The organism is Gottfriedia endophytica, from assembly GCF_017814275.1.
Lineage (GTDB): Bacteria > Bacillota > Bacilli > Bacillales > Bacillaceae_G > Gottfriedia > Gottfriedia endophytica.
In genome coordinates this window covers 96,956-114,394 of record NZ_JAGIYQ010000009.1, presented here as the reverse complement: position 1 = coordinate 114,394, position 17,439 = coordinate 96,956, and the positions used below count along the sequence as shown (strand labels likewise).

The following is a 17,439-nucleotide window of genomic DNA, read 5'->3' as shown; positions in this document are numbered from 1 at the left end:
TACCTTTATGATTAATTTAACGAAATTAAATGGTCAAACCTTTACTTTAAATGCAATTTATATTGAAGAGATTCAATCTTTTCCAGACACAACAATTACCTTAGCAAATGGTCACAAGTTTTTGGTAAAAGAGTCAGAACAAGAGGTTACTAGATTAATAACTGACTATTACAAAGTAATTAATTTGTTGGGGACGGATAAAAAAATGGAGGGGTAGTCCATTGTTTAAGAACAAGTTAGTAAATATCATGATTATTTTACTTTTAGTAATTGCACTTGTAGGGACAGTAACTGTCATTATTATTCAAAAAGTCAATGCAAAACCTACTAATGGCAAGCTATCAATTGATCAAATTATCGAATATTCAGTTGATGAACCTGAAATTACAACTAACTTATATAACGGTGATTTTATAAAAATCTCTTATAAAATTCAAACATCGAATAAAGATGCAAAAGCTGAATTAACAAAGCGTGATTTTCAAGTTAAAAATATTATTATTCAGCAGCTCTCTCAAATGAAAAGTGAGCAATTTAAACAAAAAAATAGTATCACTAATTTAGAAAACACGATAAAAAATCAATTAAATAATATAATGCAGGATGGAAAAGTTGAACGAGTTTACACCACCTCATTCATCCTTCAATAGTTCAACATCTATGTAAGAGGAGGTGAAGCAATTGTCTAGTGAAGTATTGTCACAAAATGAAATAGATGCTCTTTTATCTGCTATTTCAACAGGTGAAATGGACGCTGAAGAACTTAAAAAAGAAGAAAGTGAAAAGAAGGTAAAAGTTTATGATTTTAAACGTGCCTTACGCTTTTCTAAAGACCATATACGAAGTCTTACAAGAATACATGAAAACTTTGCGAGACTTTTAACTACATATTTTTCGGCTCAATTACGTACTTACGTTCAAATTAGTGTTACATCAACAGATCAAATTCCATATGAGGAATTTATTCGCTCGATTCCAAAGATGACAATTTTAAATGTATATGAGGTACCTCCGCTTGATGGGCGAATCATCTTTGAAATTAATCCTAACATTGCGTATGCAATGCTAGACCGTGTACTGGGTGGACAAGGGAACAGTATTAATAAAGTAGAAAATTTGACTGAGATTGAAACAAAAATAATGACTCAGCTTTTTGAAAGAGCAGTCGAAAACCTTAGAGAAGCTTGGAGTTCAATTGCAGAAATAGAAACGATTTTAACTGATTTTGAAGTGAACCCACAATTTTTACAGACTGTTTCACCAAATGAAACTGTTGTAGTTATTTCATTTAATACAGTCATTGGGGATACAACAGGAATGATCAATATTTGTATCCCACATGTAGTACTAGAGCCAATGATACCGAAGCTTTCAGTTCGATACTGGATGCAAAAAACTGAAAAAGAAAAATTACCTGAAGAAGTGCAATTTATCGAAAAGAAAATCTTTAAGACGGATTTAGATGTTGTAGCTGAATTAGGTAAAACAATCATAAAGATTAATGACTTTCTACATATGGATGTTGGTGACGTGATCGTAATGGACAATCCTATTACTAAACCATTAAACATTAAAGTAGGAAATCGAACCAAGTTTATAGGACAGCCGGGTATTGTTAATAAAAAAATGGCCATTCAAGTACTAGACGAGCTGAAAGGGGGAGAGCTTGATGATGAGTGATGATATCTTATCACAAGAAGAAATAGAGTTATTGCTAAAAGGTGCAGCATCTGCTGAAGGCAACGAAGAACCTGTAGAAGAGGATGATATACCCCTTTTAGAAGAATTCTTGTCTTCGATGGAAACAGATACACTTGGAGAAATTGGAAATATTTCAATAGGAAGTTCTGCAACGGCATTATCGGCATTGTTAAATCAAAAAGTCGATATTACCACTCCAAATATAACTGTAATTCACCGTAATACATTAGAAAAAGAGTTCCAAGAACCATATGTAGCTGTACAAGTTAAATATACAATTGGTTTTGTTGGTTCAAATTTATTTGTCATCAATACTAGAGATGCTGCGATTATTGCTAATCTAATGCTTGGTGGAGATGGCACTGTTGACGATGTAGAACTAGATGAAATTCATTTGAGCGCCGTTCAAGAGGCGATGAATCAAATGATGGGGTCAGCTGCAACATCAATGAGTACAATCTTTAAAAAGAAAGTAGATATTTCCCCACCTTCTATTGGTCTACTAGACTTTAAGATTGGAGAAGGAACGAATAAACTACCTGAAGATGAATACCTAATTAAGGTATCCTTCCGAATTCGAGTAGGAGATCTAATTGATTCAAGTATCATGCAAGTATTGCCTATCAATTTTGGAAAAGAATTAGTTAGTGAATTATTTGAAGTAAATGAACCAAAGATTGAAAAAGAAGAGAGTGCACCTGCACCGCAGGTAAGTGAAATGTCACAAACTTCTCAGCCTGTACCAAATAATGAAGTTCTAAGAGAAGTGGTAAGTACTCCATCTTCAAATGGAAATCAAACATTAGGTGGGACTCATCAAGTAATTAATCAAACTGTTCAACCAGCTGCATTTTCACAATTGCAACAAATGTCAATACCTGAAAATGAAGCTAGAAATTTAAATATGCTATATGATATTCCGTTAAATGTAACGGTGGAACTAGGTAGAACGAAACGTTCAGTTAAAGAAATACTAGAATTGACTACTGGTTCGATCATCGAATTAGATAAGTTAGCTGGGGAACCTGTCGATATTTTAGTAAATAACAAATTAATTGCAAAAGGTGAAGTAGTTGTTATTGATGAAAACTTCGGTGTACGTTTAACCGATATTGTAAGCAAGACAGACCGTATTAACAACTTAAAATAATACAAATGTGAGGGATATGATATGAGTAATAAAATTCTTGTCGTTGATGATGCTGCTTTTATGCGAATGATGATTAAAGATATTTTAGTAAAGAATGGGTTTAATGTTGTTGCGGAGGCTGCAGACGGTCTTCAAGCGATTGAAAAGTATAAAGAATTTGAACCAGATTTAGTCACAATGGATATTACGATGCCAGAAATGGATGGAATCGCTGCGTTAAAAGAAATTAAAAAGATTAACCCAAATGCAAAAATCATCATGTGTTCTGCAATGGGACAACAAGCTATGGTAATTGATGCAATTCAAGCTGGAGCTAGAGATTTCATTGTTAAACCATTCCAAGCAGATCGTGTTATCGAAGCGATCTCTAAAACATTATCATAATTCAATAAAATGAAACTATTAAAAGTGTGGTGGGGGATCCCCCACCTATCTTCTTGTTATTCTCTCTACTATTGAGTTGGGAGCATATTACCCGGTAAATGGGATAAATCAATTTGAAGTTGAAGGTGACAACGAATGCGAAAAATTCTTTTTTTAGCGTTGTTGTCGTTTCTAATGGTTATTGTACCGCTAAACAATACAGTTAGTTTTGCGGCACAATCTACACCAACTGTAAATCAATGTTTGGGTCAACAAAATTCAAGTAAATGTGATGATAACAGTAAGAAACGGTCGCAACAAGATATTTCATCAATAGATAAACCCTCAAATCTAACTTTTTTTGACTATATCAAAATGATTTTTTCTTTTATTTTTGTAATGGGATTATTATTTCTTGTTCTATATTGGATTAAGAAAAATGGTACATCTTTTTCAAAAAACGAGTTAGTGAAATCGATCGGTGGAAAGTCAGTAGGATCAAATAAATCTGTCCAATTATTGAAGATTGGAAACTCAATCTATGTCGTAGGTGTTGGTGAGAATGTCACGCTGTTGAAAGAGATCGATGAGGAAGAAGAAAAGACATTAATTACGAAGCAATTTGAAGATAAATTAAATAATGATTTAAAAGTACCTAAGTGGCTAGAAAAGTTTACAAATAGAGATGGTAGTGTTGATAAAAAACAACCACAATCATTTCAATCTCTATTTAAAGAACAATTATCAAGTCTTAATGAACGTAAAAAGTCTCTTTTAAGTAACTTAGGTGAGAAAGGGACTGACAAGAATGAATGATGTTATCCATTACTTAAATTCAAGCAATCCAGAAACAGTTACGACTTCTGTAAAGTTATTACTATTACTTACAGTCCTTTCAATTGCTCCAGGAATTTTAATATTAACGACATGTTTTACAAGAATTGTGATCGTTTTATCGTTTGTTCGTACATCAATTGGAACTCAACAAGTTCCTCCGAATCAAGTATTACTTGGATTAGCTATGTTTTTAACATTCTTTGTAATGGCACCAACATTTCAGCAGGTAAATAAACAAGCTTTGACACCATTATTCAACGATAAAATCACATTAAATCAAGCGTATGATCGTGCATCTGAACCAATCAAAGAGTATATGAGTAAACACACAAGACAGAAGGATTTAGAGTTGTTTATGAGTTATTCAAATGTGAAAAAACCAAAGACAATCAAAGATATTCCACTAACAACTTTAGTACCTGCATATGCAATAAGTGAGCTAAAAACTGCCTTTCAAATGGGATTTATGATTTTTATTCCATTTTTAGTGATTGACATGGTGGTTGCGAGTGTACTGATGTCAATGGGGATGATGATGCTACCTCCAGTTATGATTTCATTACCATTTAAAATACTCCTATTCATTATGGTAGATGGATGGTATTTAGTTGTGAAATCGTTACTTGAAAGTTTTTAAGAGGTGAACTGAATGAGTCAAGAATTTATTATTTCATTAGCACAAAAAGCCATTTATACATTATTTGTTGTCAGTGGGCCTTTACTTATTATTGCCTTGGTTGTTGGACTTGTAGTAAGTATTTTTCAAGCTACGACACAAATTCAAGAACAAACATTGGCATTTATACCTAAAATTGTAGCAGTTTTAGTTGCTTTAATATTTTTTGGTCCTTGGATGCTGACAAAAATCGTTGAGTTCACTTACCAAATTTTTAGTAATTTAAATCAGTTTATAGGGTAATGACAATGAATACTATACTTCAAAGCATACCAGCATTTCTATTGATCTTTGTTCGAATAACGGCATTTTTTGTAACTGCACCTGTTTTTTCAAATCGATCAATTCCAACAATGCATAAAATTGGTTTTTCTTTTTTTGTAAGCTACATAGTCTTTTTTATGGTAAATCAAGGTCCTTTAGGAGCAGTGGATAATTTTATTTTCTTATTGATAAAAGAAGTGATTGTTGGATTGTCGTTAGGAATCATAGCATCAATTGTGATGAGTGCAATTCAAGTGGCTGGAGGATTAATAGACTTTTCGACAGGGTTCTCAATGGCCACTATATTTGACCCACAGACTGGGGTACAATCACCGCTTATGGGACAGTTTTTCAATGTGATTACCATTCTATTTTTATTATCGGTCAATGCACACTATCTTTTACTGCAGGGAATATTAAATAGTTTTAAAGTTATTCCTATTTTTTCAACAGGATTGCATTTTGGACAAGAAGCATTTATTGCCCATATTATTCAAATTTTTATGTCTATGTTTGTAATTGCTTTTCAAATGGCATTACCTGTAGTAGCATCTTTGTTTTTAGTCGATGTTGCACTAGGGATTTTAACCCGTATTGTGCCACAGTTAAACATTTTTGTTGTGGGTATGCCTTTAAAGGTATTAGTTGCATTTGGGTTATTGATAATTGGTATGCCAACCTTCATCGTACTAGTTCAACATATGTTTGAATTAATTACTCAATCGACAAATTCAATCATCCAACTAATTGGAGGGATGAAAAATGGCGTACATTAAGTTAAATCTTCAAACTTTCGCAGGGGAACGAACTGAAAAAGCAACCCCCAAAAAGAGGGAAGAAACGAAGAAAAAAGGTCAGGTAGCTAAAAGCGTAGAGATTAATACAGCTGTGATTTTACTTTCGATGTTTCTCTTTTTACTATTTGGTCGTCAGTTTCTTTTTGACCAATTTCAGCATGTCCTAAAAGAATATTTACAGCATTACTTGTTGGAGGATTTGACACAGACAAATGTACAATCTCTTTTTTCTCATACATACATGCAAATTCTTATATTGATTGGTCCTTTTTTAGGCGTTGCTTTTATCGCCGCAATTGTAGCAAATATATTTCAAGTTGGTTTTAACGTTTCATCTGAGGCAATTAATGTAAAATTTGATCGAATTAATCCATTACAAGGCTTTAAACGAATTTATTCATTACGAGGAATAGTTGAATTAGTTAAATCCCTATTAAAAATAACGATTATAGGAACAGTTACCTTTACGGTAATTTGGCAAAGTAAACAATCCATTCTTAATTTGCCTTATATGAGTATTGATAATGTTGCTAATACAATTTATTCGTTAGCAGTAAAAAGTGGGTTATATGCAGCGATTTCCCTTCTCGTATTGGCTGCATTGGATTTTTTTTACCAACGATTCGATTTTGAGAAAAGTATACGAATGTCCAAACAAGATATAAAAGATGAGTATAAAAAATCAGAGGGTGATCCTCTAATAAAATCAAAAATAAAACAAAAACAAAGAGAAATTGCTATGAGAAGGATGATGCAGGAAATTCCAACTGCAGATGTTGTCATTACTAACCCAACTCACTATGCAATTGCATTAAAGTATGATGAAAAAAAAAGAGATGCTCCTTTTGTAGTTGCAAAGGGAGTTGACCATATGGCATTAAAAATAAAAGAAATTGCTAAAAAAAATGATGTTACAACAATTGAAAATAGACCTTTAGCAAGAGCTCTTTATGCACAAGCAGATATTGGTGATGAAGTTCCAGAAGAGTTTTTTAAAGTTGTAGCTGAAATTTTAGCTTATGTGTATAAGTTAAAAAGAAAAATTTAAGGGGAGAACTCTGAATGTCAGCAAGAAATTTAACAGTGCTAATTTGCGTTATTTTTATTGTCGTTATGTTAGTTATTCCATTACCGACAACGTTAATTAGTTTACTAATAATGGTGAACATGTCGTTCGCATTACTTGTTTTATTACTTTCTATGAATATGAAAGAGCCACTTGAGTTCTCAGTGTTTCCTTCTCTTTTATTATTACTTACGTTATTTCGAATAGGATTAAACGTTTCAACAACTAGAGCAATTTTAACAACAGGACACGCTGGTAACGTAGTAGAAACATTTGGTTCTTTCGTTATTGGTGGAAATGCCATCGTTGGATTTGTTGTGTTTTTAATCTTAATCATTATTCAGTTTATGGTTATTACAAAAGGGGCAGAGCGTGTATCTGAAGTAGCAGCTCGTTTTACACTGGATGCGATGCCTGGTAAACAAATGAGTATCGATGCAGATTTAAATGCTGGAATGATTACGGAGGCACAAGCTAGAGAAAGACGTTCAAAAGTATCTCGTGAGGCTGATTTTTATGGTTCGATGGATGGGGCGAGTAAATTCGTTAAAGGGGATGCAATTGCAACCATTATCATAGTTATCATAAATATTATAGTTGGGATCATTGTTGGTGTCCTGCAGCAAGGCCTAAGTTTTTCAGAAGCTGCCAAGCAATTTACTGTTTTAACAGTTGGGGATGGAATAGTAAGCCAAATTCCTGCACTTTTAATTTCAACTGCAACAGGTATTATGGTAACGCGTTCTGGTTCTGAGGATAATTTAGCGTCTGAATTAACAGCTCAATTGTTCTCTTATCCTACTTTACTATATATTGCTGCAGGAGCTATCACTCTATTAGGTTTATTCACGCCTATAAGTAATCTTGTAACGATGCCTGTTGGGATTTTACTAGCAGTTGGTGGATATCAATTATCTCGAAAACCTAAAGTTGATGAATCCTTAATTGAAGAGCAACAAGAGGAAGTCGTAACGAATGATTTGAAAACGCCAGAAAGTGTTGTGAAGTTACTTCAAGTTGATCCAATTGAGTTTGAATTTGGTTATGGTCTGATACCATTAGCAGATACAAATCAAGGTGGAGACCTATTAGACAGAATTGTTATGATTAGGCGTCAACTAGCAATCGAATTAGGGCTAGTGATCCCAGTTGTACGTATTCGCGATAATATCCAACTTCAACCGAATGAATATGTGTTGAAAATTAAAGGGAATGAAGTGGCTAAAGGGGAGCTTCTACTTGACCACTATTTAGCACTTAGTCCTGGATATGATGAGCCGTCAATTGAAGGAATTGATACGTTTGAACCTTCATTTGGATTGCCAGCAAAATGGATTTCTGAGGAAATGAGAGAAAGAGCAGAAATGTTTAATTACACAGTGGTGGATCCTCCATCAGTTGTTTCAACTCATATTACAGAAATCATTAAAAACTACGCTCATGAATTATTAGGAAGACAAGAAACTAAGAATCTAATAGATCACTTAAAAGAAAATTATGCAATATTGGTAGAGGAAGTAACACCAAATCCACTGTCTATTGGGGATATTCAAAAAGTTCTTGGTAAGTTATTAAAAGAAAAGGTTTCGATTCGCAACCTTCCAGTAATTTTTGAAGCTTTAGCTGATTATGGTAGATATACAACGGATCCTGATGTCTTAACAGAATATGTTCGTCAGGCACTTGCAAGGCAAATTACGAGTCAATATAGTCAAAATGGAGATTCACTCAAAGTGATTACACTTTCAGGACAAGCTGAAAAATTAATTGCAGATTCTGTTTCACAAACTGAACATGGAAACTATTTATCAATGGATCCAACTATGTCCGGGCAATTTATCCAAGCAGTTAATAAAGAGGTCGAAGAAATGACGATGCAACAACAGCAACCGATCATTCTTTGTTCTCCAACTGTAAGGATGTATGTTAAACAGTTGATTGAAAGGTATATGCCATCATTACCTGTCCTTTCATATAATGAATTAGACGCAGAGCTTGAAGTTCAAAGTGTAGGAGTCGTGAGGGTAGAATGAAAGTAAAAAAAATTATTGCACCAACAATGGCTGAAGCAATGAAAAAAGTTTCTGAGGAACTCGGTCAAGATGCGGTCATTCTTAACTCTCGAGTTGTTAGGGATGGTGGAGTTTTCGGATTCTTTACAAAGAAGAAATTCGAGGTAATTGCTGCTTTAGACCAGTCACCAAATACTATTAAACAATCAAAAACATTAAAACCAATTCAAAAAACAGTTGAAGTAAACAATCCAAATGAATTTGTACCATTTTCATTTGAAGCGCCAATTAATAAACCGCAAAATGACATGAATCAAAAAAATCAGAACGATCAATCTCATCTAATTGGTGAAATGAAGGAATTGAAGTCTATGTTGACAACCCTTCAAAAACAACAAAATGGTGAAGAAATTTTACCTCCTCAATTAGAGAACATAAAAGACGATCTATTTGAGCAAGATGTATTGCCGAGTATAATCGAAAAAATCGTAAATGAAATAAGGCCTAGAATGGCTCTTCAATCGAATCAAGTATCTGATGAACAAATACATAGTTGGATGAAAGATTTAATTCTTGATTTAATATCGAATTTTGATTTCGGTCATAGACACGATGAAATAAAATACGTAAATGTAGTTGGACCAACTGGAGTAGGGAAGACTACAACTCTTGCAAAAATAGGTGCTGAAGCAGTATTAAAATATCGTAAAAAAGTTGCGTTTATTACAACTGACACATATCGAATTGCTGCAATTGACCAATTAAAAACGTATGCAACAATCTTAAATGTTCCTATAGAAGTTTGCTATAATCTTGAAGATTTTAAAGCTGCAAAGGAAAAGTTTTTAAATTATGATTTAGTTTTGATTGATACCTCGGGGCGAAACTTTAGAGATGCAATATATGTTGAGGAACTTAAGAAAATAATCGATTTTAGTGAACTTGAAACTTATTTAGTTTTAGCTGTGACTTCTAAATATAAAGATATGAGAAAAATTTTTGATCAATTTCATTCAATTCCAATTAAAAAAGTTGTATTTTCTAAAATTGATGAGACTGAGTCATATGGTTCAATCTTGAATTTTATTGTTGAAAAGCAAATAGGTGTTGCTTATTTAACAAATGGCCAAAACGTCCCAGATGATATTGTTGAAGGTAGTCCATCAAAAATCTATTCAATTTTATCAAAGGAAGTAGCTTATGAATGATCAAGCAGCTAGATTAAGAGAACAATTAAGAAATAGCAGTCATAGAATTTCAAGCAAAGCTATAGCGGTGGTAAGTGGAAAAGGTGGAGTAGGAAAATCAAATTTTAGTTTGAATTTTGCCATTTCTCTCTGTAAAAGGGGAAAAAAGGTTCTTCTAATTGATTTAGATATAGGTATGGGAAATATTGATGTTTTATTAGGTTCTGTGACTAATTTATCAATTATTGACATTTTTAGTAAAAAAATGACAATTCGTGATATTATGAACATAGGACCTGAAAATCTACATTATATTTCTGGAGGTTCGGCTTTTTCATCTATTTTTTCTTTGGATGAGGGAAAATTAGGATTACTTTTATCACAGCTAGAAGAAGCTACGGTAGATTTTGACATTATTCTATTTGATATGGGTGCAGGGGTGAGTGATCAAACATTAAAATTACTTCGAGCGATGCATGAAATAATTGTTATCACAACTCCAGAACCGACAGCAATTACAGATGGATATGCAATGATCAAACATTTAATCGTAGATGGAAATGAATCAGATATTTCAATAATTGTTAATCGTTCTAGTTCTAGAGCTGAAGGAACTTCAGTTGCTTCTAGGTTGAAACAGGCTATTAAGCACTTTATGAATGTTGATATTCATTTCTTGGGATTAATAGCTGATGATGCAGTTGTGAGAAAAGCTGTTATTGCACAATCTCCATTTATATTATTTTCTTCTACTAGTCAAGCATCAAAAAATATTGATGATATTGCAAGAAAGTACGTTAATGAGCAACAAGTAAAAGAAGTGTCTTTTTCCTTTATACATCGTGTTAAATCTTTATTTTTAAAAAGGTAGTGATATTCTTGAGCAAAATAAATGTACTAATTGTAGATGATTCAGCATTCATGAGGAAAGTAATTTCATCTATGATATCTTCAGATGATCAAATTGAAGTTATTGCAACAGCAAAGAATGGTATGGAAGCAGTAGAAAAAGTTAAACAACTCAAACCAGATGTTGTAACGCTTGATATTGAAATGCCTAAACTAAACGGATTAGAGGCATTAAAGATAATTATGAAAGAATCTCCTGTCCCTGTTGTCATGTTGTCTAGTCTTACAAAAGAAGGAGCATCTAGCACGATTTTGGCAATGGAAAATGGGGCAGTGGACTTTGTTCAAAAGCCTTCAGGTTCTATTTCACTTGATATAGACCTAGTTCAGGATGAGTTAATTAAGAAAGTAAAAATGGCAGTAAATGTAAATGTAAAAAACCTTGTAAATCATCAACCTATAAAGCAATTTTCATCATTTGAAAATAATAGGAAAGAAAATTTACATGAAAGAGCTTCGCAAATCGTTTGCTTAGGAACTTCAACAGGAGGACCTAAAGCACTTCAAGAAGTCCTTTCAAAATTACCTGAAAGATTTAAAAAACCTATATTTATTGTGCAACATATGCCGAGTGGGTTTACAAATTCGCTAGCAAATCGTTTAGATAAACTTTCTAATATACATGTGAAAGAAGCAGAACATGGTGAAAAAGTTGAACAATCGACAGCGTATATTGCTCCAGGTGGATATCACATGGTAGTTAATCAAAGAAATAACGAATTATTTATTGAATTAAATAAGGAACCTCAAATAAGTGGGCATCGTCCTTCCGTTGATGTACTGTTTGAATCAGTTAGTAATCTTACTGGATATCATGTTATATCAGTCATTTTAACAGGAATGGGTTCAGATGGTTCAAAAGGATTAATAAAAATAAAAGAAAAATTAAGTTCGATCGCCATTGCTGAGTCTGAAGAAACATCTGTAGTCTTTGGGATGCCAAAAGCGGCAATTGCAACAAAATTAGTCGATGAAATAGTAACTATCCAGAATATAGCAGATACCATAATAAAACATTCCAATTAATAGGGGAGTACATATATGGAAATGAATCAATACTTAGATATATTTCTTGATGAAAGTAGAGAACATTTGCAAAGTATTAATGAGAATTTATTAGAACTTGAAAAAGATCCTACTAACCTTTCAATTGTTAATGAAATATTTAGAAGTGCCCATACATTAAAAGGTATGTCTGCAACAATGGGCTATGAAGATTTAGCTAAATTAACTCATAGAATGGAAAATGTTCTTGATGGTATTCGAAACAATAAAATTAAAGTTAACTCAAATTTACTTGATGTCGTTTTTCAATCCATTGATGATTTAGAAGCTATGGTTGGTTCGATAAGTTCAGGTGGAGATGGTAAAAGAGATGTTCACGAGATTGTTAGATTACTAGCAGAAATTGAAAATGGCGGGGTAGTAGCTAAGGAAGAAGTAGCTGCAACAGCTGAAGCAACTATATCAAATTTAGAATACGATGAATATGAAATTACTGTGCTACAGGAGTCAAAAGAACAAGGATATGAAATAGTAGAGTTGAAGGTTGAACTTTCAACAAATTGTTTATTAAAAGCTGCAAGATCATATATGGTGTTTGAAACTTTAGAACAAAATGGTGAGGTTATTAAAAGTAATCCTTCAGTAGAGAAAATTGAAGAAGAACAATTCGATAACTTCTTTTTCGTTACATATATTACACAAAACAATATCGAGGAAATTAAACAAAAGTTATTGAATATTTCCGAAATAGAAAATGTTGGATTTACGAATGTTGATCTTGATATCCTTATATCCTCGCGTAATGTAGATCACAATGACTCAAATGAAGAATCAAAAGTAACTGAAGAAACAAACGCTAACGAAGATATGTCAAAAGAAAATGCAGAGAAGGAAGCACAAGCAAAAGAGCAGACTTCAAAAACAAAGACAACGCAACAAAATACTAAAACAATTCGAGTAAATATCGAACGATTAGATATCTTAATGAATTTATTTGAAGAATTAGTTATCGATCGTGGACGTTTAGAACAGCTTTCTCGAGAGTTAAATCATAGCGAACTTCAAGAAACAGTTGAACGTATGACAAGGGTGTCTAGTGATTTACAAAATATTATATTAAATATGCGAATGATTCCAATTGATACAGTGTTTAACCGCTTCCCAAGAATGGTTAGACAATTGGCAAAGGATTTAAATAAAAAAATTGATTTACAAATAATTGGTGCGGAAACTGAACTTGATCGTACAGTAATCGATGAGATTGGGGATCCGTTAGTTCATTTAATTCGCAATGCACTTGATCATGGAATCGAAAAGCCTGAAATCCGAGTGCAAAAAGGGAAATCTGAAACCGGTACAGTAGAATTAAAGGCTTATCACAGTGGGAACCATGTATTTATAGAAGTAAAAGAAGATGGTGCTGGAATTAGTAGTGAAAAAATTCTAGAAAAAGCGATTTCTAAAAAAGTAATTACAAGACAAGCTGCATCTTCACTTACTGAACAACAAATCTTTGAATTAATTTTTGCATCAGGTTTTTCAACTGCTGAAAAAATTTCAGATGTGTCTGGCCGAGGTGTTGGTTTAGACGTAGTTAAGAGCAAAATCGAGGCTCTAGGAGGATCAGTAACGGTTACTTCTGAGCTCGGTAGAGGAACTACTTTCTCAATCCAATTACCATTAACATTATCAATTATTTCTGTCATGTTAGTTGAATTGCAAGATGAAAAATATGCTATTCCGTTATCATCAATAATTGAGACTGCTTATGTGAAAAAATCAGATATTCTAAGTGCTCATAATCAAAAGGTTATTGATTTTAGAGGTAAGGTTGTTCCTCTTTTATTCTTAAATGACTTATTTAATGTTCCAAATAGTAATGAACAAGTTGAAGATGGTTATTCGATTGTAATTGTTCGCAAAGGAGAAAAATTAGCTGGACTAGTAGTTGATTCTTTTATTGGCCAACAAGAAATCGTTCTAAAATCGCTTGGTAACTATTTAACCAATGTTTTTGCAATCTCGGGAGCAACTATTTTAGGTGATGGCCAAGTTGCTTTAATCATTGATTGTAATGCTTTAATTAAATAACTGTTAGGAGAATAAACGATGATTGCCCAAGAAGAAAAAGTAATCGTTTTTGAATTAAATAATGAAGAATATTGTATACCAGTTAAATTTGTAAAATCAATTGAAAAAATTCAATATATCACACGTGTCCCTAAGGTGGAACCATTTGTTAAGGGGGTTATAAATCTTAGAGGAGTTGTAACACCTATTATTGACTTAAGGTTACGATTCGATTTTCCAGAATTACCTTTTAATGAACAAACTAGAATTATTATCGTTTCAATTAATGAAAAAGAAGTTGGATTCATTGTAGATTCTGCAAATGATGTATTAGACGTTGAGCAATCACAAATTGAATCAGCACCTGAAGTAGTTGGTGAAATTGAGCGAGATTATATTAAAGGTGTTGCCAAACTTGATAAACGTTTATTAATTTTACTAGATTTAGAGAATATACTTGATCCATCATATGAAACAAATACTAATGTATAAGAGGGATAAATTATGCCTTTTATGGATGAAATAAAAACAATTCATTTAGATATTTTAAGAGAGATCGGTAATATTGGAGCAGGTAATGCAGCAACTGCACTTTCTACATTACTAAATCAAAAAGTTGACATGAGTGTCCCTAAAGTAGAGGTTGTTTCATTTAATGAAATGATGGAATTAGTTGGCGGCCCTGAAAATGTAGTGGTTTCTATCTACTTTAGAATAGATGGTGAAGCCCCTGGAAGTATGTATTTTGTTATGAGTTTAGAACAGGCTACATCCATCATTAGCCGATTAATTGACGATAATACCTTTACAATTGAACAAATTGAAAATCATCCTTTTGCCGTTTCTGCTATTCAGGAAGTAGGGAATATATTAATCGGCTCATATGTTTCATCTTTATCAGATTTTACACAACTGAATCTACAGCATTCAGTTCCATCGTTATCAATTGATATGTTTGGAGCAATAATTAGTTACGGTTTAATGGAAATTGGACAAGTTAGCGATGTGGCAATTGTAGTAGATACAGTATTTTTTGCTGAATCAGATAAACAAAATGAAGAGTTAAATGGCCATTTTTTCCTTTTGCCAGATCCTGATAGCTTTACGAAAATTTTTTCTTCATTAGGGATAAGTGACAATGGATAAAACAGAACAACTTATTAATATTGGTATTGCAGAATTAGGAGTAGTGAAAGGAAATCAAGTTATCCGCACTTGTGGACTAGGGTCCTGTGTTGGAGTAGTAGTATTTGATGGAGAACGGAAAATTGCTGGTATGGTCCACATCATGCTACCAGATTCGGGACTCGCAAGAGATAATCATGTAAATGAAGCAAAATTTGCAGATACTGGGATTAATGCTTTAGTAGAAAAAGTAGTGTTAAGTGGCGGTAGAAGATCATCCTTAAAGGCTAAATTAGCCGGTGGGGCTCAAATGTTTCAATTCTCATCATCTAGTGACACGATGAGAATAGGTCCGAGAAACGTCGAAGCAGTTTTACAACAATTAGAAAAATTGCAGATACAGGTGTTAGGTTCAGATGTTGGTGGTAGCAAAGGTAGAACCATTGAATTTTCACCAGATAACTCACTATTAAACATAAAAATTGTAAGTCAGGGTGTAATCATTATTTAGTAAGTAGCTGAGGTGAATAACAATGTCGATTGTTCAAAAAAGTGATTCGCAAAATTATTGGAAAAAATGGGTTGAAGATCGAGATAAATATGCTGGGGATGCATTAATTCGTATTTATTTGCCATTAGTAAATTTTCAGGTAAGTCGAATCTCTCAAAATCTACCATCAAATGTAAGTAGAGATGAATTAAAAAGTTTTGGAATGATGGGTCTTTATGATGCACTTGAAAAATTTGATCCAAATCGAGATTTAAAATTTGAAACATATGCGTCAATTCGGATTAGAGGTAGTATAATGGATGGCCTTCGAAAGGAAGATTGGCTACCACGAACAACCAGGGATAAAGCTAAAAAAATTGAGCATGCAATTGAATCATTAGAACAAAAGCTCCAAAGGAAGGCTACAGCTGAAGAGATTGCTGTACAAACTGGATTTTCTTCTACTGAAGTGGTGGGAGTAATAAACGACGTGTTTTTCTCGAATTTACTTTCTGTCGATGAGCAAATAAAAGAAGACGGAGACGGACAAGTCAATTTTATACAAACATTAAAAGATACATATACGTTAACACCTGAAGAGGAAATATTAAAAGAAGAACAGATCGAGCACTTGTCAAAGACAATTACGACTGATTTAAATGAAAAAGAACAAACTGTTATAAGTTTATTTTACGTTGAAGAATTAACATTTACAGAAATTGGAGTCATATTAAATTTATCTACATCTAGGGTTTCACAAATTCATGCGAAATCAATTTTCAAATTAAGGGAATTATTAAATAAATCTATGTAAAAAGATTTATTTAATTTTAGGCTCTGTTAAAGTATTTTGTTGATAATTAATAAAGATGATTTTATTAATTATCAACATTTTTATATAACAGAGCCTAATTTTAATGGCTTTTTCTATATGATTGTTATTATTTAAGATTTTTGATTAATAAGTTGATTGGAGCGGAAGGTCCGAGACTCCTGTGGGAATAGCGGGACAGGTGAGACCCCGCAGGAGCGATAGCGACGAAGAGGCTCACCGCACGCCCCACGGAAAGCGAGTGCCATGGAGCGGAAATCAACTAATCGCATGCTTAAATACAACAAAGTTTATGAAATCAGCCATTTTAATTCAATTCATAGTCGTAACAGCAGGAAGTGATTAGTAAAATGATTGGATTATTTATTACATGTATAATCCTGATTCTTTTCATATGTATTTGGAACATCTATTTAACTATACAACTATCAAAATATAAAGAAATGGAATCTTCATTTATCCATTTAAAAAATGAGACAGAGGATGTTTTATATACATTTATAGAGGAATGGAAAGAAGAAAATGAGGAATTTTTGAATAAATTAGCAAATAAGCCGCATACTGACAAAGTAGAATTGAAAGAACAAATTCTTGAATCAGATTCAAAGCCTTTTACTACTTATGAATATAGAGAAGATGAAAACAACATTAATTACAACGAGTTTATATCTTATGATCAAGAAAATACTCAAAGTAACTTTTCAATTCAAAAAGAAGAAACTTCTCAGATCAGTGAATTTGAGAGAATCTTAAAATTGCAAAAAGAAGGATACACTATTGATGAAATAGCCAAGAAATTAGACAAAGGTAAGACTGAGATCGAACTAATGTTAAAACTACGAATATGAAATCATTTTCTTACTTGATTATCATTAACGTATATGCTATAGTAATTGATGGTGTTAATACACACGCTTACTGATTTTCTTACTGGTGCTACCCTGATAGGGAGTGG

The 17,439-nt window shown here is 32.9% G+C and carries 20 protein-coding genes; all 20 read left to right on the top strand.

Annotated features, from left to right (window positions below; all coding sequences use genetic code 11):
• Window positions 1–7 precede the first annotated feature (7 nt).
• The gene (locus J5Y03_RS13705) at window positions 8–217 is read left to right on the top strand and encodes a flagellar FlbD family protein (RefSeq protein WP_209406577.1); all 210 of its coding nucleotides are present in this window, start codon (window positions 8–10) and stop codon (window positions 215–217) included.
• 4 nt (window positions 218–221) lie between these two features.
• Window positions 222–650 carry a flagellar basal body-associated protein FliL gene (fliL, locus tag J5Y03_RS13700; protein ID WP_209406576.1) on the top strand — a complete coding sequence of 143 codons (429 nt, stop codon included), beginning with the start codon at window positions 222–224 and terminating at the stop codon, window positions 648–650.
• A 31-nt stretch (window positions 651–681) separates the two neighbouring features.
• Entirely contained in the window at window positions 682–1,680 is a 999-nt protein-coding gene (gene fliM, locus J5Y03_RS13695; protein WP_209406575.1) for a flagellar motor switch protein FliM, read from the top strand.
• A complete protein-coding gene (gene fliY, locus J5Y03_RS13690; protein ID WP_209406574.1) occupies window positions 1,670–2,851 on the top strand; it encodes a flagellar motor switch phosphatase FliY in 1,182 nt (393 codons plus the stop codon). Before fliM ends, fliY begins: the two co-directional genes overlap by 11 nt.
• A 21-nt stretch (window positions 2,852–2,872) precedes the next feature.
• Window positions 2,873–3,235, top strand: coding sequence for a response regulator (locus J5Y03_RS13685; RefSeq protein ID WP_209406573.1), 363 nt, complete (start codon window positions 2,873–2,875; stop codon window positions 3,233–3,235).
• Window positions 3,236–3,370: 135 nt separating this feature from the next.
• Window positions 3,371–4,030, top strand: coding sequence for a flagellar biosynthetic protein FliO (locus J5Y03_RS13680; RefSeq protein ID WP_209406572.1), 660 nt, complete (start codon window positions 3,371–3,373; stop codon window positions 4,028–4,030).
• Window positions 4,023–4,688 carry a flagellar type III secretion system pore protein FliP gene (gene fliP / locus J5Y03_RS13675; RefSeq protein ID WP_209406571.1) on the top strand — a complete coding sequence of 222 codons (666 nt, stop codon included), beginning with the start codon at window positions 4,023–4,025 and terminating at the stop codon, window positions 4,686–4,688. The genes J5Y03_RS13680 and fliP overlap by 8 nt, the downstream gene beginning before the upstream one ends.
• A 12-nt stretch (window positions 4,689–4,700) precedes the next feature.
• Window positions 4,701–4,970 (top strand): flagellar biosynthesis protein FliQ, encoded by a 270-nt coding sequence (gene fliQ / locus J5Y03_RS13670; RefSeq protein ID WP_209406570.1) that lies wholly within the window; start codon window positions 4,701–4,703, stop codon window positions 4,968–4,970.
• 5 nt (window positions 4,971–4,975) lie between these two features.
• Window positions 4,976–5,767 (top strand): flagellar biosynthetic protein FliR, encoded by a 792-nt coding sequence (gene fliR / locus J5Y03_RS13665; RefSeq protein WP_209406569.1) that lies wholly within the window; start codon window positions 4,976–4,978, stop codon window positions 5,765–5,767.
• Window positions 5,754–6,836 carry a flagellar biosynthesis protein FlhB gene (gene flhB / locus J5Y03_RS13660; RefSeq protein ID WP_209406568.1) on the top strand — a complete coding sequence of 361 codons (1,083 nt, stop codon included), beginning with the start codon at window positions 5,754–5,756 and terminating at the stop codon, window positions 6,834–6,836. Before fliR ends, flhB begins: the two co-directional genes overlap by 14 nt.
• 14 nt (window positions 6,837–6,850) lie before the next feature.
• Window positions 6,851–8,887, top strand: a complete 2,037-nt coding sequence (gene flhA, locus J5Y03_RS13655) for a flagellar biosynthesis protein FlhA (RefSeq protein ID WP_209406567.1) — start codon at window positions 6,851–6,853, stop codon at window positions 8,885–8,887.
• Window positions 8,884–10,074 (top strand): flagellar biosynthesis protein FlhF, encoded by a 1,191-nt coding sequence (flhF, locus tag J5Y03_RS13650; RefSeq protein ID WP_209406566.1) that lies wholly within the window; start codon window positions 8,884–8,886, stop codon window positions 10,072–10,074. Before flhA ends, flhF begins: the two co-directional genes overlap by 4 nt.
• Window positions 10,067–10,924: a MinD/ParA family protein gene (locus J5Y03_RS13645; RefSeq protein WP_209406565.1), complete on the top strand. Its 858-nt coding sequence runs from the start codon at window positions 10,067–10,069 to the stop codon at window positions 10,922–10,924. Before flhF ends, J5Y03_RS13645 begins: the two co-directional genes overlap by 8 nt.
• Window positions 10,925–10,932: 8 nt before the next feature.
• Window positions 10,933–11,988 carry a protein-glutamate methylesterase/protein-glutamine glutaminase gene (locus tag J5Y03_RS13640; protein ID WP_209406564.1) on the top strand — a complete coding sequence of 352 codons (1,056 nt, stop codon included), beginning with the start codon at window positions 10,933–10,935 and terminating at the stop codon, window positions 11,986–11,988.
• 15 nt (window positions 11,989–12,003) lie between these two features.
• Window positions 12,004–14,058: a chemotaxis protein CheA gene (locus tag J5Y03_RS13635; RefSeq protein WP_209406563.1), complete on the top strand. Its 2,055-nt coding sequence runs from the start codon at window positions 12,004–12,006 to the stop codon at window positions 14,056–14,058.
• An 18-nt stretch (window positions 14,059–14,076) separates the two neighbouring features.
• Window positions 14,077–14,529 carry a chemotaxis protein CheW gene (locus tag J5Y03_RS13630; RefSeq protein ID WP_209406562.1) on the top strand — a complete coding sequence of 151 codons (453 nt, stop codon included), beginning with the start codon at window positions 14,077–14,079 and terminating at the stop codon, window positions 14,527–14,529.
• Between the two features lie 12 nt (window positions 14,530–14,541).
• Window positions 14,542–15,183 (top strand): chemotaxis protein CheC, encoded by a 642-nt coding sequence (locus J5Y03_RS13625; protein ID WP_209406561.1) that lies wholly within the window; start codon window positions 14,542–14,544, stop codon window positions 15,181–15,183.
• Window positions 15,176–15,673 carry a chemotaxis protein CheD gene (locus J5Y03_RS13620; RefSeq protein ID WP_209406560.1) on the top strand — a complete coding sequence of 166 codons (498 nt, stop codon included), beginning with the start codon at window positions 15,176–15,178 and terminating at the stop codon, window positions 15,671–15,673. The genes J5Y03_RS13625 and J5Y03_RS13620 overlap by 8 nt, the downstream gene beginning before the upstream one ends.
• Before the next feature lie 22 nt (window positions 15,674–15,695).
• On the top strand, window positions 15,696–16,466 hold the full coding sequence (locus J5Y03_RS13615; RefSeq protein ID WP_209406559.1) for a FliA/WhiG family RNA polymerase sigma factor: 771 nt from the start codon (window positions 15,696–15,698) through the stop codon (window positions 16,464–16,466).
• A 368-nt stretch (window positions 16,467–16,834) separates the two neighbouring features.
• Window positions 16,835–17,332, top strand: a complete 498-nt coding sequence (locus J5Y03_RS13610; RefSeq protein WP_209406558.1) for a DUF6115 domain-containing protein — start codon at window positions 16,835–16,837, stop codon at window positions 17,330–17,332.
• Window positions 17,333–17,439: the final 107 nt, after the last annotated feature.